Genomic DNA, 25,636 nt, shown 5'->3' with positions numbered 1-25,636 from the left:
GGCGATTAGCTCAGCTGGGAGAGCGCTTGCCTTACAAGCAAGATGTCGGCGGTTCGATCCCGTCATCGCCCACCAAAATACGGAGCAGTGGTGTAGAGGCCTAACATGCCAGCCTGTCACGCTGGAGATCGCGGGTTCGAATCCCGTCTGCTCCGCCATAACCCCTGGAGTGGTACTCAAGTGGCTGAAGAGGACGGTTTGCTAAACCGTTAGTGGTCGTAAGGCCAGCGCGAGTTCAAATCTCGCCCACTCCGCCATTTGTCGGGGCGTAGCTCAGTTTGGTAGAGCGCTACCTTGGGGTGGTAGAGGCCGCACGTTCAAGTCGTGTCGCTCCGACCAGTTTTCTCATCTTCATACGCGGTCGTGGCGGAATTGGCAGACGCGCTAGATTCAGGTTCTAGTGGTCGCAAGGCTGTGGAGGTTCAAGTCCTCTCGACCGCACCATGCGGAAATAGCTCAGCGGTAGAGCATCGCCTTGCCAAGGCGAGGGTCGCGAGTTCGAATCTCGTTTTCCGCTCCATCATGCGCCCGTAGCTCAGCTGGATAGAGTAACTGACTACGAATCAGCAGGTCGGGAGTTCGAATCTCTCCGGGCGCGCCATTTGCCGCTGTAGCTCAGTCGGTAGAGCGTATCCTTGGTAAGGATAAGGTCACCGGTTCAATCCCGGTCAGTGGCTCCATTTAAGAAAATTTTAAGAACCTGTCGGACAATACTTGTTAGACAGGTTCTTTTGCTGTTTTTCTTTACCAATGTGGATAAATACCGTTGAATAGTCTTGCGTTGGAAAAAGTAGCGTGCTATACTAACCCTAGTGTGTTTCAGCAGGGATTACAATGTTTGCCTTTGATTTCACTGTCTTGTTTATCCCGAGGTATGTGCATTTTACGTTTATTCGAAGGAGTGGGTACCAACCCACTCTTTCCGTTTGTTAAACTGATAGCAATGCTTGTTTAAGTATTTCTCCTGTTTATTCAGGAAAAAATAAATAGCACGACCTTTTGACAGTGCAGATAGATGAGTATATAAGGAGGCTAATTCATGTCCGGCAAACAACGCATTGAAGATCGGGTAAATGCCTGGACGCAACCGATTGTAGAAGAGCTAAAGCTTGAGTTGGTCGATGTAGAATGGATTAAGGAGGGGGGGCATTGGTTCTTACGGGTTTACATTGACAAAGAGGGCGGCGTCGAGATGGAAGATTGCCAGGAAGTCAGCCGTCGTATCGATGACATCCTCGATCGAGAAGATCCCATAACCCATGCCTATTCCTTGGAAGTATCCTCACCAGGTATCGACAGGCCTCTTAAGACCGAAAGGGATTTTGAGCGATTCCGCGGGGAGAAAATTCGCATAACCACTTTCGCTCCAGTCGCCGGAAGTAAGGAACATATCGGAGAACTGATACAGAAAACGAGCGAAGGTATCACGATAGCCGGAGATAACGAAGAAAAAACGATCCCCCTAGATCAAGTTTCGTCAGTCCGGTTGCACTTTTCTTTTTAGAGACAACTGAATTAGGAGGCCGTTCCAATGAATGTCGAGTTTTTGGGGGCACTTCAGGATCTGGAGAGGGAAAAAGGGATCTCTAAAGAGATTCTTTTGGAAGCGATTGAAGCAGCATTGATTTCGGCATACAAGAAAAATTTTGGTTCTCTGCAAAATGTCCGGGTTCACATTGACCGGGCAACGGGAGAATTCAAAGTATATTCTCGTAAAGCCATTGTCGAGCAAGTTGCCGATCCCAGAATTGAAGTGTCTCTGACAGAAGCCCAAAAAATCAATCCCAATTATCAAGTTGACGATGTGCTAGAATCGGAAGTCACTCCTCGTGAGTTCGGACGTATCGCTGCTCAAACGGCAAAACAAGTTGTCGTTCAGCGGATCCGGGAAGCGGAACGAGGCATGATTTATGAGGAATTCTCCAACCGGGAGGGCGATATCGTCACCGGTATTGTTCAACGGATGGAAAATAAGAACGTATACGTAGACCTGGGCAAAGTTGAAGCTCTGCTGGCTCCTTCCGAACAGATGAACGGTGAAACTTATCGTTACAGCGATAGGATCAAAGCGTACATCGTTGAAGTGAAAAAGACAACCAAAGGGCCGCAGGTACTCATTTCTCGTACCCACCCCGGTCTATTAAAGCGACTCTTTGAATTGGAAGTCCCTGAAATTCACGACGGTACGGTAGAACTTAAAGCTGCATCGCGGGAAGCCGGCGCTCGTTCCAAAATCGCTGTCTATTCGAAAGACGAAAATGTCGATCCCGTCGGCGCTTGCGTAGGTCCCAAAGGAATGCGGGTGCAAGCGGTTGTCAACGAATTGAAGGGTGAAAAGATCGATATCGTCAAGTGGAATCCCGACCCAGCTAAATTTGTGGCTAACGCCCTAAGTCCGGCAAAAGTGGTCACCGTCGATATTTTCGAAGATGATAAAGTGGCTCGTGTCATCGTACCAGATTATCAACTCTCACTCGCTATCGGCAAAGAGGGACAAAACGCCCGCTTGGCCGCTAAACTTACCGGCTGGAAAATCGATATCAAGAGCGAAAGCCAAGCAAAAACTGCTCAAATCGCTGCTGACTCCTATGAAGAATATGATGAAGAGTACGAGCAGGACTACGATTATGAAGACAGTTACGAAGAGGCCTACGACGACGAATTCATCGATGAGAATGAAGCTGATGCTTATGCCGATGAAGAATATTACGATGACACCGATGCAGAAGACGCTTACGACGACTATGACGATAGCGACACTGGTGCCGATGAAACCTCTGACTCCCCGAAACCGGCAGATGCCGATACGAATACGTCCCGACCTTAAAGGCTGATTTCGGAGGGACCAACGATGACACGCGTGAAAAAGATTCCGCAACGAATGTGTGTTGGCTGTGGGGAGATGAGAGATAAAAAAGCACTGATTCGTGTCGTAAGAACACCGGAAGGTGAAATCAGATTAGATCCGACCGGTAAAAAGTCGGGTCGTGGGGCCTACGTCTGTGCCAACACAGAATGCCTGACGAAATCGATCAAGGGCAAGCGCCTTGAAAAAGCCTTGCGCCATTCCATTGACCCAGAACTTTTGGATACATTGAAAGCCCAACTGGGAGAGGTTTGATGGTTACGGATAAAATCTACGGATTGCTCGGATTGGCTCGTCGTGCCGGCAAAATTGCATCTGGAGACAGCGCAGTAGAAGCGAACATGAAAAAACAAAAAGTAGCGCTGCTTCTCGTCGCAAAGGATGCCTCCAGTGGCGTAACAGACAAGTTCAGTCATTGGTGTGCCGACTTAAAAGTGCCGGTGGTGACCTTTGGCCAGAAAGAATCTATCGGGAGGGCACTCGGCCAGTCTCCTCGTTCGCTGGTCGCAGTCCTTGACGACGGATTTGCCCGGGCTATTCGTAAAGCAATAAGTGAAACGTCAACCGAATCCAGCCAAATATCGCGGAGGTGACAGAATGGTAAAAAAACGAGTTTTTGAATTGGCCCGGGACATGGGTGTAGAAAGCAAAGTAGTGCTAAATAAATTAAACGAAATAGGGATCGATGCAAAAAATCATATGAGCACCATTGAAGATGTCGACGTAGAGAAGATACTCCCCTCGTTGAAAGCACATAAATCTGATAACAATCAACGTCCGTCTCGCCCGGAAGGCCAGCGCCCCGAAGGCGGTCAGCGCCCGCCCCGCCCAGAAGGTCAACAAAACGAAGGTGACCAGCGACTAACTCGTCCGGAAGGCCAGCAAAACGGTGGCGGTCAACGCCCAGTTCGCCCAGAAGGCCAACGTGCTGAAGGCGGCCAACGTCCGCCTCGCCCGGAAGGCCAGCGCCCTGAAGGCGGTCAGCGTCCACCGCGCCCAGAAGGCCAGCGCCCGGATGGCGGCCAGCGCCCGCCGCGTCCCGAAGGCCAGCGCACAGACGGCGGCCAACGCCCGCCCCGTCCCGAAGGCGGTCAGCGCCCGCCCCGTCCTGAAGGGCAGCGCCCCGAAGGCGGCCAACGTCCGCCCCGTCCGGAAGGTCAACGCCCCGAAGGCGGCCAGCGCCCGCCTCGTCCAGAAGGCCAACGGATGGAAGGCGGCCAACGCCCGCCCCGCCCGGAAGGCCAACGGATGGAAGGCGGCCAACGTCCGCCCCGTCCAGAAGGTGCCGGATTTGGTGGAGGTCCCCGCCCGCCTCGACAAGACGGCTTCGGTGGTCCCCGGCCTCCCCGCCCGGAAGGTGCCGGAATGGGAGGTCCCCGTCCGCCTCGACAAGACGGTTTCGGCGGTCCACGCCCGCCCCGTCCGGAAGGTGCCGGAATGGGAGGTCCCCGTCCGCCCCGACAAGACGGCTTTGGTGGTCCTCGGCCTCCCCGACCAGAAGGCGGTGGATTCGGAGGTCCCCGTCCGCCCCGTCCGGAAGGTGCTGGATTTGGTGGAGGTCCCCGTCCGCCTCGTCAAGACGGCTTCGGTGGTCCTCGTCCTCCCCAAGGTGCTGGATTTGGTGGACCCCGCCCAGGCGGCGGACGTCCGGGCGGTCCCGGAGGTCCCGGAGGTCCAGGACGTCCCGGTGGTCCGGGAGGCCCTGGCGGCCCAGGTCGTCCTGGTGGTCCAGGTCGCCCCGGTGGTGGTCGTCCCATCCCCAAATCGGCCATTCCTAAACCACCCGAAACGACAGAAGTACCGAAAAAAGACGGCCGCCAACGGCATGCCAATAACAAGCTTCAACCCAAAGAACATGATCACCGCTATGAAGACCGTCCAGGCGCCAAACTGGTTCACCCACGGCAAGGGAAGGGCAAAAAGGGCCATCGGTATACGGAACATGAGGGTCCGAAGCATATCCTGATCGACGAGGCAGTCACAGTTCTTGAGCTTTCCCAAGCTATGGGCAAAACAGTGACTGATATTATCAAAAAGCTCATGCAGTTAGGCGTCATGGCCACCATCAACCAAGAAATCGATGCCGATACTGCATCGATCCTGGCTGCCGATTGGGGCATCACCGTCGACGTCAAGAAAAACATCACTGCTGAGGGGATTCTGGCGGAAGAACCGGAAGAAACGGAAGAAGAATTAGTCCATCGTCCTCCTGTCGTCACCGTCATGGGTCACGTCGACCACGGAAAAACATCCTTGCTTGATGCTATCCGGGAGGCGAATGTAACGGCTTCAGAAGCCGGCGGCATTACCCAGCATATCGGTGCTTATCAAGTCGAAATCGACGGGAAAAAGATCACCTTCCTCGATACGCCCGGCCACGAGGCTTTTACGGCCATGCGGGCTCGCGGCGCTCAGGTTACCGATATCGCGATTCTTGTCGTAGCTGCGGATGACGGTGTCATGCCCCAGACCGTTGAGGCGATCAACCATGCCAAAGCGGCTGGTGTTCCCATCGTCGTAGCCATCAACAAGATCGACAAACCCGATGCTACTCCGGATCGGGTCAAACAAGAGCTCACCGAGCACGGTCTCGTTGTGGAAGAATGGGGTGGCGACACCATCGCCGTTCCCGTATCGGCCAAAGCTCGCCAAAATATCGATCAACTGCTCGAGATGGTTCTGCTCGTTGCTGAGGTGCAGGATTTGAAAGCCAATCCGGACCGAGAAGCTCGTGGAACCGTTATCGAAGCGGAACTAGATAAAGGACGTGGTCCCGTGGCCACCGTTCTCGTCCAAAAAGGTACCTTAAATATCGGAGACGTCATCGTGGCAGGCTATTCCGTAGGTAAAGTCCGGGCCATGATCGATGACAAAGGCCGCCGTGTGAAAAAAGCCGATCCTTCGACTCCGGTCGAAGTCTTAGGTCTGTCTGATGTGCCCCAAGCCGGTGACACTTTTGCCGTCGTCACCGACGAAAAACTGGCGAAGCAAGTCATCTCGGAACGGGTTAACAAGCGCAAAGAAGAAGAACAAAGACGCACTTCAAAAGTCTCCCTGGATGATCTCTTTAAGCAAATCCAGGAAGGGCAAGTCAAAGACCTTCATGTTATCGTCAAAGCCGATGTGCAAGGTTCTGTGGAAGCGCTACGGGGTGCTCTGGAGCGGTTGTCCACCTCTGAGGTCCGCGTGAACGTCGTTCACGGCGGCGTCGGAGCTATCACTGAGACTGATGTCATGCTGGCGGCGGCATCTAACGCCATCATCCTCGGCTTTAACGTCCGACCCGATGCGAATACCCGCAAAGCGGCGGAGAACCAGCAGGTCGATATCCGGCTCTATCGGGTCATTTACGACGCGACTGAGGACATCAAAGCAGCTATGTCTGGTCTGCTCGAACCAGAGAAGAAGGAAGTCGTCTTAGGTCGTGCCGAAGTCCGGGCTACCTTCAAAGTACCGAAGGCCGGAACTATCGCCGGTTCCTACGTACTGGAAGGCAAGATCACCCGCAATGCCGAAGTCCGTATCATCCGTGACGGCGTGGTCATCCACGAAGGCAAGATGGATTCCTTGAAACGATTCAAGGATGATGCTCGCGAAGTGGCGGAAGGCTATGAATGCGGTATCGGTATTGAAAAGTTCAACGACCTTCGAGAACAAGACATCATCGAAGCTTTTATCATCGAAGAAGTCCAACGACACATTGAGTAGTATACCGGGGGGCTTTAAGGCCCCCCTGTTTACCTTCTAATTCAAGGAGTTGACACCATGGCCGGTTATCGTGTAGCCCGCATGGCCGAGGATATCAAGCGTGAACTGGCTCGGTTGCTTCGGGATGAGATGAAAGATCCTCGCATCGGATTCACCAGCATCACGGCGGTGGAAGTCTCCAAGGACAGCCGTCATGCCAAAGTCTTTGTGAGCTTCTTAGGTGATGAAGAGGCCCGCCAGAATGCCTTAGCCGCCTTAAAGCAGGCCACAGGCTTTTTACGGAGTGAACTGTCGAAAACTTTGCGGATTCGCTACATCCCGGAGATCGTTTTCACCTTTGATCCCTCCATCGAACGAGGAACTCGTATCGCCCAGTTACTCCACCAGGTGGAATCCAAAGAAAAACGTGAGGATGAACCTCATGAATCCCGTTGATCCTCAACCGCAGCAGATCCTTCAGATGCTCTCACAGGCGTCGAAGGTTCTGCTGATTGTGCATAAAGTACCTGACGGCGACTGCCTCGGTTCAGTCAGCGCCATGCTTACCAGCTTAAACGGGCAAGGTTTTCAAGCGATTGCCTATTGTGATGATCCTGTGCCTGAATCCTATCGATTTCTTCCCGCCATGGATCAAGTCTTTCAGGCCGACACGCTACCTGAGTTTACCCCGGACCTGGTTATCGTCATCGATTGTGCCGATGAGGGCCGGATTGGCGACGGAATACCATTTCTCCAAGGGCAAGCCCCGGTCGTCAACATCGATCATCACGTGGGTAACAGCCAATTTGGCCACATCAATTGGGTCGATTCGCAAGCGGCTGCTTGCGGTGAGATGATCTACAGGCTTTGCACAGTCGCTTCTTGGAAGATTACTGACGATATGGCTACGGCCATCTACACATCCCTAATGACAGACACCGGTTCTTTTCAATATGCCAATACAACCCCGCAGACCCTCCGATTGGCCGCCGATCTGCGGGAGATGGGCGCACGAACTGATGAAATCCGGGAAAAAGTCTTTGAAAGCCGTCCCCGCGCTTTTGTGAACTTGCTCGCGCAAATTCTCCCGACCCTGGAAGTGTCTGACGATGGTCGAATCGCCTCGTTGACGTTGACTCGGGAAGCGATGATGCAAGCCGGGGCTTCGAAAGGCGATTGTGATGGACTGATCAATTACCCCCGTTTTTTAGCAGGCGTTCAGGTCGCCCTATTGTTTAAAGAAGCCGACAAAGAGACATTCCGAGTCGGTTTTCGCTCTAAAGGAAACATCGATGTCTACGCCATCGCTCGTCAGTTTGGAGGCGGTGGTCATCGCAAAGCCTCCGGATGTACCTTGTCAGGAACACTAGCAGAGGTCAAGCAGCAAGTCTTAGGGGCGGTGAGAAGTTCCCTTGAACCCATTGAATCCCTCTCTTGAAGGATTTTTAAACATTCTCAAACCTCCGGGCATGACCTCTCATGATGTCGTCGCCAAAGCCCGGCGAATCTTGCGAGAAAAACGCATCGGCCACATGGGTACCCTCGATCCGGACGCGGCCGGTGTACTTCCCGTCGCCTTAGGTCAAGCAACCCGGTTGATCGAACTCGTTCGGGGGGACAAATCGTACCGAGCCCAGTTGTTGCTGGGACGCATCACCGACAGTCAGGACATATCCGGTCGGATCGTCGAAGAACGTCCCATCCCTCGATTGACCCGCCAAGACTGGGAAGAACTGTTGAAGGAATTTCGGGGTCCGATTGACCAGATCCCTCCCATGGTTTCCGCTGTTTCGGTCGGCGGAAAACGCCTCTATGAATATGCCCGCCAGGGGATAGAAGTGGAACGGCCGTCCCGGACGATCACCATCAACCGGATCGATATCGTTCAATATCATGAGGATGTTCCGGGAGAGCTCATATTGGATGTAGATTGCTCCGGCGGCACCTATGTTCGAACCCTTTGCCATGATATCGGCCAGCGCCTAGGTTGCGGCGCCATCATGGGTTGGCTTATTCGTAGGCGAAGCGGTCCTTTTTACCTCCGAGACAGCTATACGCTCGAAGAAGTGGAACAGGGGCTGACCCCAGAAAAGCTGGTTAGTCCTGGCGAAGTGCTGCAACACCTGCCTGATATGGAGATCAACAAGCGGCGTTTGCCGTCGCTAAAGCAGGGGTTAGCCCAGTTCCTTCCCGATAAGAGTTGGACGGAAGGTCAATGGATACGCATGAATTATCAGGGACAACTACTTGCTGTCGGTCAGGCCATCTGGCAGGATGACCGCTGGTACTGTCAACCTCGGAAAGTATTACAGTGGAGCGAAACCACATTGAAGTAGGTATAGCCATGAGAACCATCATATATGACGGGCCCTTGGACAAACGGTACAAGGCAGTCCATGTGGCTCTCGGAAATTTTGACGGCGTTCATCTAGGACATCAAAAACTCATCTCGGAGATGGTAAAAAAAGCCCGTGCCCGTCAGGGAACGGCTGTAGTGGCCACTTTCTACCCTCATCCCTTGCATGTCATGCGGCCCGAATCGGCTCCGAAGATCATTACACCTCCCGACGTAAAGGCGGCGTTGATGGGCCGCCTTGGTGTCGATATCGTTCTCATGCTGCCTTTTGATGCGGAATTGGCCAGCCTCTCGCCGGAAGAGTTCACACAAAAGATCCTTGTAGAGGATCTCCGAGCCCAGTCGGTAACAGTCGGCTTTAACTACAGCTTTGGACGAGGCGGAAAAGGGACGCCCCAGTTGCTCTGGGAACTGGGGCAGCAAAAGGGATTCCGTGTGAAAGTCATCGATGCTGTGACCGTCTCTGGGGAGCCCGTCAGTTCCACCTTGATCCGGTCATCCTTGGGAACTGGAAAAGTGGAACGGGCAGCGGAACTCCTTGGGTATCGACCGATCCTTCAAGGAGTTGTTGTACCTGGAGACCAGCGGGGGAGAAGCATTGGTTTTCCGACGGCCAATCTACAGGTAGCTGCGGAACAGTTTTTACCGGCTCGCGGAGTCTACGCTGCCTGGGCACGGGTAGGGCAACAAGAAGCCGAGTCGATGGCCGTGCTGAATATCGGCGTCAAGCCGACCTTCGGATCGGGACTCGCCGAAACGATTGAAGCCCATTTGATCGACTTCGAAGGCGATCTCTACGGACAGCCCTTATCGCTTTTCCTCTTGTCGCACTTACGCCCGGAAATGCGTTTTCACAGCGCGGAACAACTGGTGGAACAGATTCACCGAGATGTACAGTCGGTGCGACACTACTTCTATGAACAGCGAGAACATATTTTTCCTCATCAAATCATAGAGATTTAATTAGACGAACTTTACTTCCAGGAACCCCTGTGCTACAATAAGCGCTGGTGATCCTGGGGACGGGAGGCATCGATGGGACTGCCGTTGATTGATGAGCATCATCAGGAACTGCGCACGATGGCCCGAGAAGTGGCGTCGATCTGTGCGAGTGAAGAGTTCCTGTCGCTGAAAGCGGAGCTCGAAGATCTTTATCGCCTATCTGGAACAGATGAACCGGCGAAACTGGCATTCCAAGATGCACTGTATGCCATGATGTCTCAGCGGAGCGACAAATCCCCTCTCGGTTCCTAAGCAGGCAGGATGGACTGATGAATCGTGTCTTCGTTACGGAACACGCTCGGAAGCGCCTCCATAACTTGCGTCAAGAACGATTGGGGTTGGCCGATATCGAAGCTGCAGCCCTGCAAATCCCCGGTTATGTCCCCACGGCCACCCGTTTTCGCGGATTTGTGGCTCGTTCGGGACGGATATTTGACCTCGTTGTCAAAGATATCCCCACCGGACGGCTGGTGATTACCGTCATCGGCAAATAAGCTTATTCCATTGGCTCGGGTTGCCGAATCCTCCGGCGGTATCCTGGGCTTATGGAGCATATCAATGAGGAGGTTATTGGAATGGCACTAGAAAACAGCCGTAAGCAAGAGTTGATCGCCAAGTTCAAGCAGCACGAAAAGGACACCGGCTCTCCGGAAGTTCAGATCGCTATCCTGACGGAGCGGATCAACTACCTGACAAACCACCTGAAAGAGCACAAGAAAGACCACCATTCTCGTCGCGGTCTGCTCAAAATGGTTGGTCAACGTCGTGGTCTTTTGAACTACCTGAAAAAGAGCGATGTCGAGCGCTACCGTAAAGTCATCGGTGAGCTCGGTCTGCGTCACTAAGCAACAGCGAAAGAACGGGTTATTCCCGTTCTTTCTTGCTTATGGACGATTTTTTTTGACCATGGAAGGAAATACTAACCTATACGTCGAATATCCTGATGTTTATGAGAGGAGGTCATATTTCTTTGCAAGTATTCTCAATGGAGATTGCCGGACGAACCCTGACTGTGGAGACAGGGCGCGTAGCCAAACAAGCCGGCGGTTCCGTTATGGCTCGTTACGGAGATACGGTGGTGCTTTCTACCGCCACCGCATCGAAAGAACCTCGCCCAGGAATCGACTTTTTCCCGCTCACGGTGGACTATGAAGAACGCCTCTACGCAGTGGGGAAAATACCCGGCGGATTTATCAAGCGAGAAGGTCGACCGACAGAAAAGGCGATTCTCTCGTCACGTCTGATCGACCGGCCCATCCGGCCGCTTTTTCCAAAAGGCTTTCGCAACGATGTTCAAGTCGTCTCGACGGTCTTGTCTGTCGATCAGGATTGTCCCCCCGACATCGTCGGCATGATCGGCGCTTCTTGCGCTCTCTGTCTGTCGGATGTCCCCTTTGAAGGTCCCATCGGTGGGGTTGTCGTCGGACGGGTCGATGGAAAACTGATCATCAACCCGCGCATGGAAGAAGCCGAAAAGAGCGACATGCATCTCGTTGTGGCTGGTACGAAAGATGCCGTCATGATGGTAGAAGCCGGCGCCAACGAAATTCCCGAAGAAGACATGATCGAAGCCATCATGTTTGGGCACCAGGAAATCCAGCGTATCGTCCAATTCCAAGAAGAAATGATGAAAACGGCGGGAAAACCGAAGCGAGAAGTGATCTTGCACAAGGTTAACCCGGAGATCGACCAAGCGGTTCGCCAATTCGTCGGTGAGAAGATGCTGGAAGCCATCCAAAATCCGGACAAGCTTAGCCGGCAAGCCGACATGGATAAGGTGAAAGCGGAGACGCTGGAAGCCCTCCTGCCGCAGTTCCCCGATGGACAAGGGGCGATGCTGGAAGTTCTCGATACGATGATCAAGGAAATCGTCCGCAAGTTGATCACTATCGATAAACAGCGTCCCGACGGCCGCAAAGTCGACGAAATCCGTCCGATTACAGTAGAAGTGGGCATTCTGCCTCGGACCCATGGCAGCGCCCTGTTCACCCGTGGACAGACGCAAGTGCTCAATGTCTGTACGCTCGGAACGATCAGCGACCTGCAAATCCTTGACGGCCTCGGCGTGGAAGAATCAAAACGGTACATGCACCACTACAATTTCCCTTCCTACAGCGTAGGTGAGACACGGCCCATGCGTGGACCGGGCCGCCGGGAAATTGGACATGGCGCACTGGCTGAACGGGCGCTCCTGCCGGTCATTCCCTCGGAAGATGCATTCCCCTATACGATCCGCCTCGTTTCGGAAGTGCTCGAGTCGAACGGTTCCAGCTCTATGGCGAGCGTTTGCGGATCGACACTTTCCTTGATGCACGCCGGCGTTCCTGTGAAAGCACCTGTGGCTGGTATTGCTATGGGTCTGGTGAAAGAAGGAGAACATTTCTCCGTTCTTTCCGACATTCAAGGTATGGAAGACCACCTGGGAGATATGGACTTCAAAGTGGCCGGTACGGAAAAAGGTGTTACGGCCCTGCAGATGGACATTAAAATCAAAGGGGTCAACCGGGAGATCCTCCAGCAGGCCATGAAACAAGCGAGAGAAGGCCGCATGTTCATTCTCGGTAAAATGCTGGCCGTCATCGATAAGCCGTCTCAAGAGATGTCGCCTTATGCGCCGCGAATCATCACCATGACGATCGATCCCGATAAGATTCGTGAAGTCATCGGACCTGGCGGTAAAACGATCAACAAGATCATCGCTGAAACGGGCGTCAAAATCGACATCGAAGATGATGGACGCATCTTTATCGCTGCGACCAATACCGATCAAGCCCAAAAAGCCGTTCGCATCGTCGAAAGCATCACCGCTGAAGTAGAAGTCGGTAAAGTATACACCGGGAAAGTCACCCGGATCATGAACTTTGGCGCTTTTGTGGAAGTGCTGCCCGGCAAGGAAGGACTCGTTCACATCAGCCAACTGGCTGAAGAGCGGGTAGCCAAAGTGGAAGATGTGGTCAAGATCGGCGATGAGATCACCGTCAAAGTCATCGAGATCGACAAACAAGGCCGCGTCAACCTCTCCCGAAAAGAACTGCTTCCCAAAACGGTTAAACCTGCCGCCCCGGCCGGACCTAGCGCCGGCGGACCTGGAAAACCACCGGAAATGAAGCGACGTTTCTAAAAAGCTATGCTAGTTGAAATGAATAGGCCATCTAGAAGGGGCAAACTCTGTTACGAGTTTGCTTTTCTAGTTTCCTCCTTTTTCGCATAAGGTTCTAAGGATTGGAAATAGAAAATCCGGCAGGACCGAAAAGGAGAAAAGGGATGAAAACGATCATACTTTCCCGAAAGTTACTGCGAGTCCTCTTGTTTACCCTGATCGGCCTATTTCTGGCGGCCTCATCGACCTTACTCTATCACAACATCGGAAGCGGGGACCCGCCCGTCATGTCACGAAATGAAAAACCGAAGATTATTGAACGGGGACCTCAAGTCAATAAAGTAGCGCTCATGGTCAATGTCGACTGGGGACAGGAACATATTCCTAAACTTTTGGAAGCACTAGCTAAACACAACGCCAAAGCGACCTTTTTCATTTCCGGACGTTTTGCCGATAAAAATCCTGAAGAGGTAAAGAAAATTTATGCAGCGGGAAATGAAGTAGCCAACCACGGTTATTCTCATCCCCATCCGACCCAAATTTCTGACGAACAAAATCGGGAAGAAATCCGCAAAACCCATCAGGCTCTCGAAAAGGTGACCGGAAAAGGGCCCCGTTGGTTTGCCCCGCCCTATGGTGAGTACGACGATCGCCTCCTCAATGTAGCAAAAGCAGAAGGCTATGAAACGGTTTACTGGACCGTCGACTCCGTCGATTGGCGCAATCCGACTCCCGAAGCCTGGCTTTCACGGGTGCAAAAAGGAATGGTGCCGGGTGCCTTGGTACTCATGCATCCCACACCGTCCACAGTGCAGGCTTTGCCAGCACTGTTAAAATACTGTGACGAGAAAGGCTGGAAGCCGGTCACCATGACAGAATTGATGACCCTACCATAAATTCGATGATCCTGTGCAATAATAACCCCGGCAGCATTTTGCCGGGGGAGGTTGCACGTTGACAAACATCGGGAGATGGTCTCTGTCGATATGCCTGCTTGGTTTATTGCTATGTCAACCGCTCACAACTGCCATGGCGGCACCTTATGTATCGGCAGTAGCAGCGGTACTGATTGACGGAGAAAGCGGAGCTGTCTTGTATGAACGCAATGCCTATCAATCGAGACCGCCGGCATCGACGACCAAAATCGTCACAGCCATCTTAGGCTTTGAATACGGTGATGTACAAGATGAGGTCGTCGTGAGCGACAAAGCAGGAAATACAGGCGAAGCTTCCATTAACCTTTTCCCAGGAGAACGGGTGGCCCTAGGCGATCTGTTGACCGGTGCCTTAGTTCGATCGGGAAACGACGCTTGTGTTTCCATATCGGAACACGTCGCCGGCAGCGAAGAGTTTTTCACCCTTTGGATGACCGCCAAATCACGGATTCTAGGCGGCCGCTCCAGCCAGTTCTATAATACAAACGGACTTCCCCACAAAAAACATTGGACAAGCGCTTATGACTTAGCCGTCATCGCCCGCCACGCCATGAAAAATCCTCAATTCGCCGCTACGGTGAAGCAAAAAAATGCCTATCTGAACAATCGAAATGGTTGGCCCAAAAAAATTTCGAACACGAACGCACTGCTTTGGTCCTATCCCTTTGCTGATGGAATTAAAACAGGTACCACCGATGCAGCGGGACAATGCCTCGTCGCCTCGGCGACAAAGAATAACCGCCAGTTGATCGCCGTAGTGCTCCGTTCCAACGATCGGTTTGGTGATTCCATGCGCCTTTTTGAGTACGGATTTTCCCTACCGGGAAAGTCGTCGTGACTTCCCGGTCTTTTTATTGACAAAGGGCGTTCCGGACTGCTACACTAAATATTCCATTGATGGTTTCAGGAGGCAATAGAATGGTTCAGAAGACTGTACTACCGAACGGAGTCCGGATTGTCACCGAATCGATCCCCCATGTACGTTCGGTCGCATTAGGTATTTGGGTGGGAACCGGTTCGAGAGACGAAGATCCGACAGTGGCTGGTGTCTCTCATTTTATCGAGCACATGCTGTTTAAAGGTACCCAAAAACGGACTGCCAAAGATCTGGCCGAAGTTCTCGAAGCCGTCGGTGGACAATTGAACGCCTTTACATCGAAAGAGTACACTTGCTATCATGCGAAAGTGTTGGACGAACACTTCGATTTGGCCCTCGAAGTGTTGACCGATATGTTCTTTAACTCTAAATACGATGCTGAAGATATCGAGAGAGAACGACGGGTCGTATTGGAAGAAATTAAAATGTACGAAGATTCGCCCGATGAACTGGTTCATGACCTTTTATCGGAAGCTATCTGGTCGACCAGTGCGTTGGGTCGTTCCATTTTGGGGACGATCGATACCATTTCTGCCGTATCTCGTGATCAAGTACGGGAACATGTCGAGAAAGAGTACTCCGCCGATCGGGTCGTCGTAGCTGTCGCCGGTCATATCGATCCCGAAAAAGTCGTTTCGAGGATCAAATCCTATTTTGCATCGATGCCGGCGACACGCCGGGAGTACGACCGGAAAGAACCGAAGGTCTTTCAAAAGACCGTTTTTGAACAAAAAGATGTAGAGCAGGTTCAAATCTGTCTTGGAACCCCCGGCCTTCCGCAGGAACATGATGCCATCTATGCACTCCATGTGTTGAATAACGTCATTGGCGGTGGCGCCTCATCACGACTTTTTCAAGAGATTCGCGAAAACCGCGGTTTGGCCTACTCGGTCTATTCCTTCCATTCCGCCTTTTCCGACGCAGGCATGTTCGGATTGTACGCCGGGACGAGTCCTGCTTTTGCCGATTCAGTCTTGGAACTGTTGATCGGCGAGATGGCCCGCATAAAAAAAGAAGGCATCACCGCCCAAGAACTGAAGCGTACCCAAGACCAGATCAAAGGAAGTCTTTATCTGGGATTGGAGAGCGTTAACTCTCGTATGACCCGCCTGGGGAAATCGGAAGTTTGTTACGGCCGCTTCGTCCCGCCGGAAGAAGTGATCGACCGGGTGTACAAGGTTACCTTAGAGGATGTCTATCAAGTCGCACAGACCATCTTCAAGGGTGACCAGTGTGCCTTGGCTGTCGTCGCTGCCCAGCCGCTCCCCGTCAATTTGACTTCTCTCCTGGAAAAATACGGTTTATAAGCGCTTCTATTCTCCCCTCTAGCCGCGTATATTCTAATCGATGGGACTGGAGGGGAAACGATGCGCCTCAGTGATTTAGTCGGAAAAGAAATCGTCAACATTACATCGGGAGCTCGCTTAGGCACCGTCGGTGATTCAGATCTGATCATTGATGAGACGACCGGTGAGATCGACGCGATCATTCTGCCGCAAAAAGGAAATCTGGTGGGCTTTTGGACCGATCGAGAACCCTTGATCATCCCTTGGGATGCCGTCGTCAAAATCGGTGCCGAAGTGGTCATCGTTGAACTGGATGATACATACCAAAGATATTCCCGTCGTTTTACCTTTTAGATATTGACTCCCGTCAATGTCCCGTGATACCATCATACTGATAATTTCAAAGGTACCTCATCCCAGTGGAGAGGTAGAGGCGCGGTATGTAAAGAGTACCCCGGTGAGTCCAGCGGTGGATGATGATCTGGAGGGGAAAGGGACAACCGCCGAAGTCTGAAAGTGGCCGTTTCATTTTCAGGCTGGGTCCGAACAGAACATGTTCGGAACTGCCGTCAAACCGAGTTGTGGTTTGATGGAGAGCTATCCGGTACAGGGACGGTGGATATCTGCCATCCAATTTTTGGCATTGGGGGCGACCGCTGCACTCTGCGGTCGTCTTTTTTGTATTCTGAATCAGGGGTGACGGGAATGAATCATAAACCGAGAGTGTTAGTGTGTGGTGCAAAAGGAAAAATGGGCCGAGAGGTCGTCAAAGCGGTTCTCGGAGACCCCGGATTGCAACTGGTAGGGGCTGTCGATCCCAACAGCGCTGGGGAAGATGCAGCTGTCGCAGCAGGACTCCCGCCGCAGGGAGTGATCATCCACAGCGATCTGGAAACGGCTATCGAAGAGACAAAGCCTGATGTCTATGTGGACTTTACCAATCCCATGTCTGTACTGGACAATGTGCGTATCGCCCTGAGACATAAGGTATCACCGGTCGTAGGAACGACGGGCTTGTCGCCGAAAGACTTGGAGGAGATCGCCGAACGGGCTGCCGCCAGTGATACAGGCTGCTTGATCGCTCCTAATTTTGCCGTTGGTGCCTTGCTGATGATGCGCTTCGCTCGGGAAGCGGCCCGCTTCTTCCCCCATGTAGAGATCATCGAATACCACCATGATCAGAAACTCGATGCCCCCTCAGGGACCGCCATTAAAACGGCCGAACTGATCCGGGAAGAGAGAGAGTCGATCCGGCAAGGCCACCCGGAGGAAGAAGAGAAAATCAAATGTTCCCGGGGCGGCGATTTTGACGGAATGCGGATTCACTCTGTACGACTTCCTGGACTCGTGGCTCACCAGGAAGTCATCTTCGGTGCCCTTGGGCAAACCTTAACCATTCGCCACGACTCCATCAGCCGAGAATCCTTTATGCCTGGTGTGCTCGCCGCCATTCACCGCATCGGTGCTTACAAAGGTCTGATCTACGGACTTGAAAAAATTCTCTTTTAGCCGTAAACAAGATTAACGTCGAAATATTCCCGATTTAAAATATGTTTCCGTTTTTTCGCTCTTTGAAAACTGCATCCTGCGCACCTTTAGTGATTTCTTATCATATGATGAGATTGAGTTTTACCGCACTGTTGAGGAGGTCTTGGATTTACCATGACTACCCTGCAAGGAATCCGGCTGGCACTTTTGGGTGGTGACGGACGGGACCAGATCGTCGTACGCCGGTTGGCTGAACTGGGGGCCCAGGTAAATCTCTTTGGGCTTCCCGGTGTGGAACAGGAACGGGTACGAAATGTGAAGGGTGTGCGAGAAGCATTATTCGGGGTATCCGCCCTGATACTGCCTATGCCCGGGGTCGACCCAACTGGCCGGGTTTATGCACCCTTACAGAGTCAACCAGTCTCATTGAGTGAAGAAGATCTGGCCTTGCTGCCTGCAGGAAGTCTTCTCTTTGTGGGAGTGGCCCGGCCGAACCTGCGGACAATGGCAGAAAACCGACGACTGCGACTGGTGGAAGTGGCTGAGATGGATGAGGTAGCAGTACTCAACTCCGTTCCTTCCGCCGAAGGAGCTGTCCAGATCGCCATGGAGAAGCTTCCTATCACTATTCATTCCAGTCGAAGCCTGGTCATCGGCTTTGGCCGGGTCGGCATCACTTTGGCCCGCTTGCTCAAAGGGATGGGCTCAAAGGTCACCGTGGCAGCCAGGGACTCCAGCGCCCGGGCGAGAGCTTGGGAAATGGCTGTAGAAGGAGTTCCTTTCGAGGCACTTTCCGACGCTTTGGCCCGAGCGGATATCGTCTTTAATACCGTACCGGTTATGGTGTTAGATGAGCAAACTTTGGCAGGAACGAACCGGGAAGCCTTGATCATCGATCTGGCCAGCGCTCCCGGCGGTACCGATTTTGAAGCGGCTCGGCGAATCGGGATTGAAGCCTTACTCGCCCCGGGACTTCCTGGAAAAGTGGCGCCGAAAACAGCCGGAGAAATTCTAGCCAGAATCTATCCCAATCTGATTGTGCAGCATATGCTGGACAGGAGGGGGTAACCCGCTGGGGAGGTGCGCAGGATGCGTTTGCAAGGAGTGAAGATTGGGTTTGCGGTGACCGGTTCTTACTGTACCATCGCCCAAGTCATTCCCATCGCGCAAAAACTTGTAGAAGAAGGCGCTGAAGTGACAACGATTTTTTCGGAATCTGTCGCTCGGACAGATACCCGCTTCGGCAAAGCCGACCACTGGCGCAAAGAATTTGAACGGGTAACGGGAAAAAAAGTATTGACCTCGATCATTGAGTCAGAACCGATCGGTCCACAAAACCTGCTCGATGTCATCATCATCGCGCCATGTACAGGAAACACCTTGGCCAAATTGGCCAACGGCATCACCGATTCATCGGTTCTCATGGCAGCGAAAGCACAGCTTCGCAATCAAAAACCAGTCGTTCTGGCTGTCTCTACGAATGACGGCCTTAGCAATAATCTCAAAAACGTAGGCGTTCTCATGAACAGCAAGAATATTTTCCTGGTGCCTTTTGGCCAAGACAATCCGGCCACCAAAGCCAACTCGATTGTCGCCCGAATGGATTTGATCCCCGAGACGATTTTAGAATCACTCCAAAACCGGCAATTGCAGCCGGTCATCGTCAACGCCGACCAATCCTAATGGGGCAGCCGACGCATCAGCAAGGAGGCAAATAGCGTGAAAAAATATAACGTAGCGATCGTGGGTGCCACTGGTGCAGTCGGTCATGAACTGCTCAAAGTCTTAGCCGAACGAAATTTCCCGGTTGGAGAACTTCGCCTGTTGGCCAGCCAGCGCTCTGCCGGCAAAACGATGGAGTATCAAGGAAAAGAGTACACCATCGGCCTCACCGATGAAAACGCCTTTGACGGCATCGACATCGCTCTTTTCGCCGGTGGATCGGCTTCCACCGAGTTCGCCGATGCGGCCGTCAAAGCAGGCGCCGTCGTCATCGACAACTCTTCGGCTTTTCGTCTCGATCCCGACGTTCCTCTCGTCGTGCCGGAAGTGAACCCGGAAGACGTGGACTGGCACAAGGGCATCATCGCCAACCCAAACTGCTCGACCATCATCATGGCTGTCGCCCTCAAACCGCTCCATGATGCTGCCCGCATCAAGCGGGTCGTCGTATCGACGTACCAAGCGGTATCGGGCGCCGGTAAAGAGGGGATCACTGAGTTGACCGAACAAACTGGCCAGGTGTTGCGCGGAGAAGCGGTCGATCCGACCGTCTTTGCCCATCCCATCGCTTTTAACTTAATCCCGCATATTGACGTCTTCCAAGAAGGGGATTATACGAAGGAAGAATGGAAGATGATCAAAGAAACTCGGAAGATCATGCATGAACCGGACATGGCCATCACAGCTACGACGGTCCGGGTCCCTGTCTACCGGAGCCATTCCGAGTCGATCAACATCGAGTTTGACCAGAAGATCAGCGCTGACGAAGCCAAAAAGGTCTTGGCGGAAGCGCCCGGCGTGATCATTATCGACGATATTCAAAACAAGCAATATCCCATGCCTTTATATACATCGGATAAAGATGAGGTCTTTATCGGCCGGATTCGGGAAGACCTTTCCATTGAAAAAGGCTTGAATCTTTGGGTGGTCGCCGACCAAATTCGTAAAGGCGCCGCAACGAATGCCATTCAAATTGCGGAAGTTTTAATTCAGCGCAATTGCATCTAAATCAGAAAGTATAGTTCCCTTTAACGGCAGGCCCCCCTATTGGGAGTGAAACTTCTTGAAAATCGCTGTCCAGAAGTTTGGGGGTACTTCCGTTGCTGATGAAACAAAACGCCATCAGGCCCTTCAACGGATACAGGAAGCTTTAACGGAAGGGTATCGTGTCGTCGTAGTCGTCTCCGCCATGGGACGGAAAGGAGCACCCTACGCGACGGATACACTGCTGTCGCTGATTCCTCCGGTAGAACTGCCGGAACGAGAAAAAGACCTGCTCCTAGTCTGCGGGGAGATCATCTCCGCCGTCGTCATGACAGCAAGTCTTCACCGAGCAGGCATTGACGGGGTCTGCCTGACCGGTTGGCAGGCAGGGATCATCACATCGAGTCACTTCGGTGATGCCCGTATCATTCGGGTGGAAACGGAACGGTTATTGACGGAACTGCAGCGAGGGCCTGTTGTGGTCGTCGCCGGTTTTCAAGGCATGGATGAAAAAGGTGAGATTACGACCTTGGGACGCGGTGGCAGCGACACATCGGCCGTTGCCATCGGAGCGGCCCTGATGGCAGACGTCGTTGATATTTTTACCGATGTGGAAGGGATTTACACGGCCGATCCGAGATTGGTGGCGGATGCCAAGATCTTAAACAAGGTGACCTACCGGGAAGTGAGCCAGTTAGCCTTGGAAGGAGCCAAAGTCATCCATCCTCGAGCTGTCGAAATCGCCATGAAGCATCGTCTCCCTCTTCGAGTGCGCAGCACCGAAAAAGCCTCGAAAGGGACGTCTATCGGCGGGACAAAAGATTCGGCCGGTGGAACGATGGACTTCTGCAGCGGCCGCCTGATCACCGGCATCGCTCACACAGCACCGATCACCCAAATCAAGATCGATATCTCACCGTGGCCCGACCCGCGAGCTATCAGTCAACAAGTATTCTTGGCAATGGCTGATGCGGGCATCAGCGTCGATTTTATCAATGTGAGTCCGAAAGTGGTCATCTTCACTGTTCCCGACGAGGTCACAGCGAAAGCGACTCGTGTCCTGGAGGAACAGGGCCTCTGCCAGGAAGTGCATCAAGAATGTGCAAAAGTAGCCGTTGTAGGCGTGAATATGACCGGTGTGCCCGGCGTTATGGCTCAAATCGTCGTCGCTTTAAACCGAGAGAACGTACAAATTCTTCAGTCTGCCGATTCCTATACCACCATCTGGTGCTTGATCCGAGCAAGAGACTTGGCGAGAGCATTGAACGCATTACATCGGCAGTTTTGCCTGGAAGTAGAAACAGGTCAAACATGTTACCCTTAAAACTGTTGAAAAGGAGCGAGAAAGGATGGACTTTGGCAGATTAATCACGGCGATGGTCACGCCTTTTAACGACCGCCTGGAAGTGGATTACGACCGGGCGGCCGAACTGGCCAACTATCTGGTCGATACGGGGTCTGACGGTATTGTCGTCGCCGGAACCACTGGAGAATCACCAACTTTGAGGAAAGAAGAGAAATTAAAACTCTTCGCCACCGTCGTGGAAGCTGTAGGAAACCGGGCCACCGTCATCGCCGGCACCGGATCCTATAATACGGAAGCGACGATCACCTTTAGCCGGGAAGCGGAAGCGACGGGCGTTCATGGCCTGCTGCTCGTCGGACCTTATTACAACAAACCTCCTCAAGAAGGCTATTATCAGCATTTTGCCGCGGTGGCCCGGGCCACCAAGCTGCCGATTATGCTCTATAACATACCTGGACGTACCGGTTCCAATATTCTTCCCAGCACTGTAGCCCGGTTGGCTGAATTTGAAAACATAGTCGCCATCAAAGAAGCGGCGGGAAGCTTAGATCAGGTGAGTGAATTGACCCGCCTCTTGCCGCCCGCTTTCAAAATTTACTCCGGTGATGATTCCTTGACGCTGCCCATGATGTCCATTGGCGGCCACGGCATCGTCAGTGTGGCCGGCCATCTAATCGGGAAAGAGATCCAAGGAATGATCACTGCCTTCCTTGATGGAGATACCCGTAAAGCGGCCCAACTGCACAGGGAACTCTATCCGATCTTCAAAGGCATCTTCATTACTTCCAACCCCATCCCGATCAAAGCGGCCTTGAATATGCTCGGGCAACCGGTTGGCGGAGTTCGCTTACCCCTCGTTCCCGCCAACGAAGCAGAACTCGTGTCCGTACAAAAAATGCTGAGCCAACATAATCTGTTGAAAAGCAACGAAGTGACCACCGTCGCTTAAATATACAAAGCCACTCTTCTTCGGGAGAGTGGTTTTTCTGTTTAATTTAAAGGATCAGGGAAAACTTGTATCTAGAATTTAAAACTTGTATAATAATAAAGCATGGGTTGTACGGTTTGGTTTTTCAGGTTTTACGGTGGCGGCGGGGCCGGAAAGAGTAAAACCTCGACAAAGAAATCGGAACAAATCCCTTCCAAACGAAGCGGGAGGGCCTTTTTGTTATGCAATATTTAGGAGGGATGCTATGAACGCAGGGGATAAAGTGAATATCATCCCCTTGGGCGGACAAGGCGAGATCGGAAAAAATATGACGGTCATCAAGGTCAACCAGGAGATCCTGGTTATCGACTGCGGGATCATGTTTCCGGAAGACGAGATGCTCGGCATCGATGTGGTCATTCCCGACATTACTTATCTCCTTGAGAATAGAGATCAGATACGCGGGATCATCCTGACCCACGGACACGAAGATCATATCGGCGCTTTGCCCTACATGCTCAAGGAACTGGCCGTTCCGGTCTATGGCACGAAACTGACACTGGCGCTGGCGGAAAACTACCTGCGGGAACAAAACATCCCTATCGCAGCGCCCTTTTATACGGTAAAGCCCCGGGAGACAGTACAGATCGGATCTTTTACGGTCGAATTCATTCGCATGTGCCACAGCATTCCCGATCCGGTCGCCGTGGCCATTCACACCCCGGCCGGAACGATTTTACACACGGGCGACTTTAAGTTTGATCAGACGCCCGTTGACGGACAGCCCGTCGACTACTTTGGCTTAGCCCAATTAGGCAAAAAAGGTGTACTAGCCCTGTTGTCCGACTCAACAAATGCCGAAAAGCCAGGTGTGACGGCATCGGAAAAAGCGGCTCACAGCCGGCTCGACGAAGTTTTTCGCCTCTCTAAAGGTCGGATCATCGTCACCACCTTCGCTTCGGCTTTATACCGAATTCAGCAGGCTTTTTGGGTCGCTGCCAAATACGGACGCAAAGTCGTTGTCGTCGGAAAATCCATGCAAGATGTGGTTCAGGTGGCTCTTGCCAACGGTTATTTGGAAATCCCGCCGGGAGTCTTATCTACGGAAGAAAAGTGGGACAACATCCCCTATGAGGAACTGGTTTTACTGACGACGGGTCACCTTGGCGAACCCTTGTCAGCACTTTCACGGGGCCCCTGGACCGATACCCGGCTGAGCAACTACCGTCCCGGAGATACAGTGATCATCTCGGCCAGCCCCGTCGCCGGGAATGAAATACTCGTTTCTCGGACAATCGATACCCTCTGCAAACTCGGTGTAGACGTATACCATGAGGCCTCAGGCGCGCACATATCGGGACATGCCAGCCAAGAAGAACTGAAGATGATGCTCAATTTGATCCGGCCCAAATATTTCATCCCTGTACAGGGAGAATACCGCATGCTCATCCGCCACGCTAAACTGGCCAAGGATGTAGGCATACCGGAAGAAAACACCTTTATCCTGGAAAACGGCCATGTTTTAGAACTGACCGCTAAAAAAGCGGCCCTCGTCAACCGTGTTGCTGCCGGCCGCGTCCTCGTGGACGGTCTCGGTGTCGGTGATGTAGGCAATATCGTCCTTCGTGACCGTCGCCAACTGTCCCAAGACGGTATCCTGATCGTTGTCGTCACCATCAGCAAAGAGTCTGGACAAGTTGTGGCCGGGCCGGATATGGTCTCCAGAGGTTTCGTCTATGTTCGCGAAGCGGAAGAGCTGATCGAAGAGGCCAAGATCAAAGTGCGCCAGGCACTCGAAAAATCAGGCGAACGGCGCGTCACTGAATGGGCAGCCATCAAGACGAATGTCCGCGATGTCCTATCGAAGTTCCTCTACGAAAAAACACGTCGGCGCCCGATGATCCTGCCGATCATTATGGAAGTGTGATTGACCGTAAGTAGGCGAATGGTTCCTCCTTGTTTGGTCCAAACTATCAAAATGAAGGAAATAATCGGCCACAAGGAGGACATCGCCTGGTTATGGTAGAACAATTTGAAGAAACACCTGATATGGATGTCGAAACAGAACCGCAAGGTCCCAATCCCGGCGGACCAGAAACGGCGTCGCCCGATGCGGATAAAGCGCGGGGACGGCGTATGGACACTTTAAAAGAGCTCGGGGAAATGGAAGTTCCCTCTGTAAAAAGCAATATTCATTGTTTGACCATCGTCGGACAAGTGGAAGGGCATATGATCCTTCCCCCGCAGAATAAGACGACCAAATACGAGCATATTCTCCCGCAATTGGTCGCTATTGAGCAAAGTAAGGATATCGAAGGGGTACTGATCATTCTCAATACCGTCGGCGGTGACGTGGAAGCAGGCTTAGCCATCGCTGAGATGATCGCTAGCATTTCTAAACCCACCGTGTCGATCGTGCTCGGCGGCGGACACTCTATCGGCGTTCCCATTGCCGTATCGGCTGATTATTCCATGATCGCTTCGACGGCGACGATGACGATACATCCCATTCGCCTTACGGGACTGGTCATCGGCGTACCGGCGACCTTCGAGTACCTCGAGAAGATGCAAGACCGTGTCGTCGCTTTTGTGACGCGAAACTCTAAAGTTTCCGCCGAAAAATTCAAAGAACTGATGTTTAAGACAGGTGAACTGACAAGAGATATCGGTACGGTCGTCGTCGGTAAGGAAGCCGTCGAATATGGACTGATCGACGCCGTCGGCGGGATCCACGAAGCCGTCAAAAAGCTCAACGAATTTATTGAGGAACGGAAAAACCAAAAGGGGCTGTTGCAATGATTCTGTACACCCCTCTTCCCATGGAAATGGTTTTGAAAGGACTAGAATCGGACATGCCGACCATGTCCATCCTTTCCTATAAAGGTCGAACCGTGATGGGCTACAAAATGGGAGACGGCCGCTATGAATTGACCCGCATATTGAGCACAGACCCGAAAGATTTTTTACAACCGGACTTTCAGCCGGGGAATCAAATCTCACCGGATTAGCGCGGAATCCTGTTTTCAAAAGCCACCCCTCGGGGATGGCTTTCCTTTGTTCCAGACATCTTTTACTTGTAAGGTGATACATTTGGCTAAC

26 protein-coding genes, 7 tRNA genes and 1 riboswitch are annotated in these 25,636 nt (G+C 52.5%); all 33 genes read left to right on the top strand.

Going from position 1 to position 25,636, the window contains the following annotated elements; all coding sequences use genetic code 11:
* The first annotated feature begins 81 nt into the window (after positions 1-81).
* The 33 genes from H1S01_RS16325 to H1S01_RS16165 all read left to right on the top strand — a co-directional run bounded on the left by H1S01_RS16325 (position 82) and on the right by H1S01_RS16165 (position 25,545).
* Positions 82-158: transfer RNA gene (locus H1S01_RS16325), tRNA-Asp, on the top strand.
* An 8-nt stretch (positions 159-166) separates the two neighbouring features.
* Positions 167-257, top strand: a tRNA-Ser gene (locus tag H1S01_RS16320).
* Positions 258-262: 5 nt separating this feature from the next.
* Positions 263-339, top strand: a tRNA-Pro gene (locus tag H1S01_RS16315).
* Positions 340-357: 18 nt separating this feature from the next.
* A tRNA-Leu gene (locus tag H1S01_RS16310) sits at positions 358-444 on the top strand.
* A 1-nt stretch (position 445) separates the two neighbouring features.
* A tRNA-Gly gene (locus H1S01_RS16305) sits at positions 446-520 on the top strand.
* 4 nt (positions 521-524) lie between these two features.
* Positions 525-601, top strand: a tRNA-Arg gene (locus H1S01_RS16300).
* Between the two features lie 3 nt (positions 602-604).
* A tRNA-Thr gene (locus H1S01_RS16295) sits at positions 605-680 on the top strand.
* A gap of 359 nt (positions 681-1,039) precedes the next feature.
* On the top strand, positions 1,040-1,504 hold the full coding sequence (locus H1S01_RS16290) for a ribosome maturation factor RimP (protein ID WP_188041471.1): 465 nt from the start codon (positions 1,040-1,042) through the stop codon (positions 1,502-1,504).
* Positions 1,505-1,531: 27 nt separating this feature from the next.
* Positions 1,532-2,827 carry a transcription termination factor NusA gene (gene nusA / locus H1S01_RS16285; RefSeq protein WP_188041470.1) on the top strand — a complete coding sequence of 432 codons (1,296 nt, stop codon included), beginning with the start codon at positions 1,532-1,534 and terminating at the stop codon, positions 2,825-2,827.
* 24 nt (positions 2,828-2,851) lie between these two features.
* Positions 2,852-3,121 carry an RNase P modulator RnpM gene (rnpM, locus tag H1S01_RS16280; RefSeq protein ID WP_188041469.1) on the top strand — a complete coding sequence of 90 codons (270 nt, stop codon included), beginning with the start codon at positions 2,852-2,854 and terminating at the stop codon, positions 3,119-3,121.
* A complete protein-coding gene (locus tag H1S01_RS16275) occupies positions 3,121-3,459 on the top strand; it encodes a L7Ae/L30e/S12e/Gadd45 family ribosomal protein (RefSeq protein ID WP_188041468.1) in 339 nt (112 codons plus the stop codon). Before rnpM ends, H1S01_RS16275 begins: the two co-directional genes overlap by 1 nt.
* 4 nt (positions 3,460-3,463) lie before the next feature.
* A complete protein-coding gene (gene infB, locus H1S01_RS16270) occupies positions 3,464-6,574 on the top strand; it encodes a translation initiation factor IF-2 (protein WP_188041467.1) in 3,111 nt (1,036 codons plus the stop codon).
* A 57-nt stretch (positions 6,575-6,631) separates the two neighbouring features.
* A complete protein-coding gene (gene rbfA / locus H1S01_RS16265) occupies positions 6,632-7,009 on the top strand; it encodes a 30S ribosome-binding factor RbfA (RefSeq protein WP_188041466.1) in 378 nt (125 codons plus the stop codon).
* On the top strand, positions 6,996-7,991 hold the full coding sequence (locus tag H1S01_RS16260) for a DHH family phosphoesterase (protein ID WP_188041465.1): 996 nt from the start codon (positions 6,996-6,998) through the stop codon (positions 7,989-7,991). Before rbfA ends, H1S01_RS16260 begins: the two co-directional genes overlap by 14 nt.
* On the top strand, positions 7,966-8,889 hold the full coding sequence (gene truB, locus H1S01_RS16255) for a tRNA pseudouridine(55) synthase TruB (RefSeq protein WP_243237387.1): 924 nt from the start codon (positions 7,966-7,968) through the stop codon (positions 8,887-8,889). Before H1S01_RS16260 ends, truB begins: the two co-directional genes overlap by 26 nt.
* An 8-nt stretch (positions 8,890-8,897) precedes the next feature.
* The gene (locus H1S01_RS16250) at positions 8,898-9,872 is read left to right on the top strand and encodes a bifunctional riboflavin kinase/FAD synthetase (RefSeq protein WP_188041464.1); all 975 of its coding nucleotides are present in this window, start codon (positions 8,898-8,900) and stop codon (positions 9,870-9,872) included.
* Between the two features lie 72 nt (positions 9,873-9,944).
* Positions 9,945-10,163, top strand: a complete 219-nt coding sequence (locus tag H1S01_RS16245; RefSeq protein ID WP_188041463.1) for a hypothetical protein — start codon at positions 9,945-9,947, stop codon at positions 10,161-10,163.
* 17 nt (positions 10,164-10,180) lie between these two features.
* Positions 10,181-10,405, top strand: coding sequence for a hypothetical protein (locus H1S01_RS16240; protein WP_188041462.1), 225 nt, complete (start codon positions 10,181-10,183; stop codon positions 10,403-10,405).
* Between the two features lie 81 nt (positions 10,406-10,486).
* A complete protein-coding gene (gene rpsO / locus H1S01_RS16235; protein WP_188041461.1) occupies positions 10,487-10,756 on the top strand; it encodes a 30S ribosomal protein S15 in 270 nt (89 codons plus the stop codon).
* A gap of 104 nt (positions 10,757-10,860) precedes the next feature.
* Positions 10,861-13,032: a polyribonucleotide nucleotidyltransferase gene (locus H1S01_RS16230; RefSeq protein ID WP_207732382.1), complete on the top strand. Its 2,172-nt coding sequence runs from the start codon at positions 10,861-10,863 to the stop codon at positions 13,030-13,032.
* A gap of 143 nt (positions 13,033-13,175) precedes the next feature.
* Complete coding sequence (locus H1S01_RS16225) at positions 13,176-13,907, top strand: polysaccharide deacetylase family protein (RefSeq protein ID WP_188041460.1); 732 nt, start codon at positions 13,176-13,178, stop codon at positions 13,905-13,907.
* 58 nt (positions 13,908-13,965) lie between these two features.
* Positions 13,966-14,784: a D-alanyl-D-alanine carboxypeptidase family protein gene (locus H1S01_RS16220; protein ID WP_188041459.1), complete on the top strand. Its 819-nt coding sequence runs from the start codon at positions 13,966-13,968 to the stop codon at positions 14,782-14,784.
* 80 nt (positions 14,785-14,864) lie between these two features.
* The gene (locus H1S01_RS16215; protein ID WP_188041458.1) at positions 14,865-16,130 is read left to right on the top strand and encodes a M16 family metallopeptidase; all 1,266 of its coding nucleotides are present in this window, start codon (positions 14,865-14,867) and stop codon (positions 16,128-16,130) included.
* A 60-nt stretch (positions 16,131-16,190) separates the two neighbouring features.
* Complete coding sequence (locus tag H1S01_RS16210) at positions 16,191-16,463, top strand: YlmC/YmxH family sporulation protein (protein ID WP_155477566.1); 273 nt, start codon at positions 16,191-16,193, stop codon at positions 16,461-16,463.
* 66 nt (positions 16,464-16,529) lie between these two features.
* Positions 16,530-16,717, top strand: a riboswitch (Lysine riboswitch).
* A 97-nt stretch (positions 16,718-16,814) separates the two neighbouring features.
* A complete protein-coding gene (gene dapB / locus H1S01_RS16205) occupies positions 16,815-17,618 on the top strand; it encodes a 4-hydroxy-tetrahydrodipicolinate reductase (protein ID WP_188041457.1) in 804 nt (267 codons plus the stop codon).
* Between the two features lie 153 nt (positions 17,619-17,771).
* Positions 17,772-18,665, top strand: coding sequence for a dipicolinate synthase subunit DpsA (gene dpsA / locus H1S01_RS16200; protein WP_188041456.1), 894 nt, complete (start codon positions 17,772-17,774; stop codon positions 18,663-18,665).
* A 21-nt stretch (positions 18,666-18,686) separates the two neighbouring features.
* Complete coding sequence (locus tag H1S01_RS16195; RefSeq protein WP_188041455.1) at positions 18,687-19,280, top strand: dipicolinate synthase subunit B; 594 nt, start codon at positions 18,687-18,689, stop codon at positions 19,278-19,280.
* Between the two features lie 36 nt (positions 19,281-19,316).
* A complete protein-coding gene (locus H1S01_RS16190; RefSeq protein WP_188041454.1) occupies positions 19,317-20,327 on the top strand; it encodes an aspartate-semialdehyde dehydrogenase in 1,011 nt (336 codons plus the stop codon).
* A gap of 55 nt (positions 20,328-20,382) precedes the next feature.
* The gene (dapG, locus tag H1S01_RS16185; RefSeq protein ID WP_188041453.1) at positions 20,383-21,627 is read left to right on the top strand and encodes an aspartate kinase; all 1,245 of its coding nucleotides are present in this window, start codon (positions 20,383-20,385) and stop codon (positions 21,625-21,627) included.
* Positions 21,628-21,652: 25 nt separating this feature from the next.
* On the top strand, positions 21,653-22,558 hold the full coding sequence (gene dapA / locus H1S01_RS16180) for a 4-hydroxy-tetrahydrodipicolinate synthase (protein ID WP_188041452.1): 906 nt from the start codon (positions 21,653-21,655) through the stop codon (positions 22,556-22,558).
* 244 nt (positions 22,559-22,802) lie between these two features.
* Positions 22,803-24,464, top strand: coding sequence for a ribonuclease J (locus tag H1S01_RS16175; protein WP_188041451.1), 1,662 nt, complete (start codon positions 22,803-22,805; stop codon positions 24,462-24,464).
* A 92-nt stretch (positions 24,465-24,556) separates the two neighbouring features.
* On the top strand, positions 24,557-25,336 hold the full coding sequence (locus tag H1S01_RS16170; protein ID WP_188041450.1) for a ClpP family protease: 780 nt from the start codon (positions 24,557-24,559) through the stop codon (positions 25,334-25,336).
* Complete coding sequence (locus H1S01_RS16165; RefSeq protein ID WP_155477574.1) at positions 25,333-25,545, top strand: YlzJ-like family protein; 213 nt, start codon at positions 25,333-25,335, stop codon at positions 25,543-25,545. The genes H1S01_RS16170 and H1S01_RS16165 overlap by 4 nt, the downstream gene beginning before the upstream one ends.
* Positions 25,546-25,636 lie beyond the last annotated feature (91 nt).

This window comes from Heliobacterium chlorum (assembly GCF_014502795.1).
GTDB lineage: Bacteria > Bacillota > Desulfitobacteriia > Heliobacteriales > Heliobacteriaceae > Heliobacterium > Heliobacterium chlorum.
Note: the sequence above shows the minus strand (reverse complement) of the source record. Positions and strands in the feature narration are given on the sequence as shown.

Bases quoted from the DNA above. Each gene is read 5' to 3' on its own strand.
- H1S01_RS16290 (WP_188041471.1), top strand. From the start codon at position 1,040: ATGTCCGGCAAACAACGCATTGAAGATCGGGTAAATGCCTGGACGCAA.
- nusA (WP_188041470.1), top strand. From the start codon at position 1,532: ATGAATGTCGAGTTTTTGGGGGCACTTCAGGATCTGGAGAGGGAAAAA.
- rnpM (WP_188041469.1), top strand. From the start codon at position 2,852: ATGACACGCGTGAAAAAGATTCCGCAACGAATGTGTGTTGGCTGTGGG.
- H1S01_RS16275 (WP_188041468.1), top strand. From the start codon at position 3,121: ATGGTTACGGATAAAATCTACGGATTGCTCGGATTGGCTCGTCGTGCC.
- infB (WP_188041467.1), top strand. From the start codon at position 3,464: ATGGTAAAAAAACGAGTTTTTGAATTGGCCCGGGACATGGGTGTAGAA.
- rbfA (WP_188041466.1), top strand. From the start codon at position 6,632: ATGGCCGGTTATCGTGTAGCCCGCATGGCCGAGGATATCAAGCGTGAA.
- H1S01_RS16260 (WP_188041465.1), top strand. From the start codon at position 6,996: ATGAATCCCGTTGATCCTCAACCGCAGCAGATCCTTCAGATGCTCTCA.
- H1S01_RS16250 (WP_188041464.1), top strand. From the start codon at position 8,898: ATGAGAACCATCATATATGACGGGCCCTTGGACAAACGGTACAAGGCA.
- H1S01_RS16245 (WP_188041463.1), top strand. From the start codon at position 9,945: ATGGGACTGCCGTTGATTGATGAGCATCATCAGGAACTGCGCACGATG.
- H1S01_RS16240 (WP_188041462.1), top strand. From the start codon at position 10,181: ATGAATCGTGTCTTCGTTACGGAACACGCTCGGAAGCGCCTCCATAAC.
- rpsO (WP_188041461.1), top strand. From the start codon at position 10,487: ATGGCACTAGAAAACAGCCGTAAGCAAGAGTTGATCGCCAAGTTCAAG.
- H1S01_RS16230 (WP_207732382.1), top strand. From the start codon at position 10,861: ATGAGAGGAGGTCATATTTCTTTGCAAGTATTCTCAATGGAGATTGCC.
- H1S01_RS16225 (WP_188041460.1), top strand. From the start codon at position 13,176: ATGAAAACGATCATACTTTCCCGAAAGTTACTGCGAGTCCTCTTGTTT.
- H1S01_RS16215 (WP_188041458.1), top strand. From the start codon at position 14,865: ATGGTTCAGAAGACTGTACTACCGAACGGAGTCCGGATTGTCACCGAA.
- H1S01_RS16210 (WP_155477566.1), top strand. From the start codon at position 16,191: ATGCGCCTCAGTGATTTAGTCGGAAAAGAAATCGTCAACATTACATCG.
- dapB (WP_188041457.1), top strand. From the start codon at position 16,815: ATGAATCATAAACCGAGAGTGTTAGTGTGTGGTGCAAAAGGAAAAATG.
- dpsA (WP_188041456.1), top strand. From the start codon at position 17,772: ATGACTACCCTGCAAGGAATCCGGCTGGCACTTTTGGGTGGTGACGGA.
- H1S01_RS16195 (WP_188041455.1), top strand. From the start codon at position 18,687: ATGCGTTTGCAAGGAGTGAAGATTGGGTTTGCGGTGACCGGTTCTTAC.
- dapA (WP_188041452.1), top strand. From the start codon at position 21,653: ATGGACTTTGGCAGATTAATCACGGCGATGGTCACGCCTTTTAACGAC.
- H1S01_RS16175 (WP_188041451.1), top strand. From the start codon at position 22,803: ATGAACGCAGGGGATAAAGTGAATATCATCCCCTTGGGCGGACAAGGC.
- H1S01_RS16170 (WP_188041450.1), top strand. From the start codon at position 24,557: ATGGTAGAACAATTTGAAGAAACACCTGATATGGATGTCGAAACAGAA.
- H1S01_RS16165 (WP_155477574.1), top strand. From the start codon at position 25,333: ATGATTCTGTACACCCCTCTTCCCATGGAAATGGTTTTGAAAGGACTA.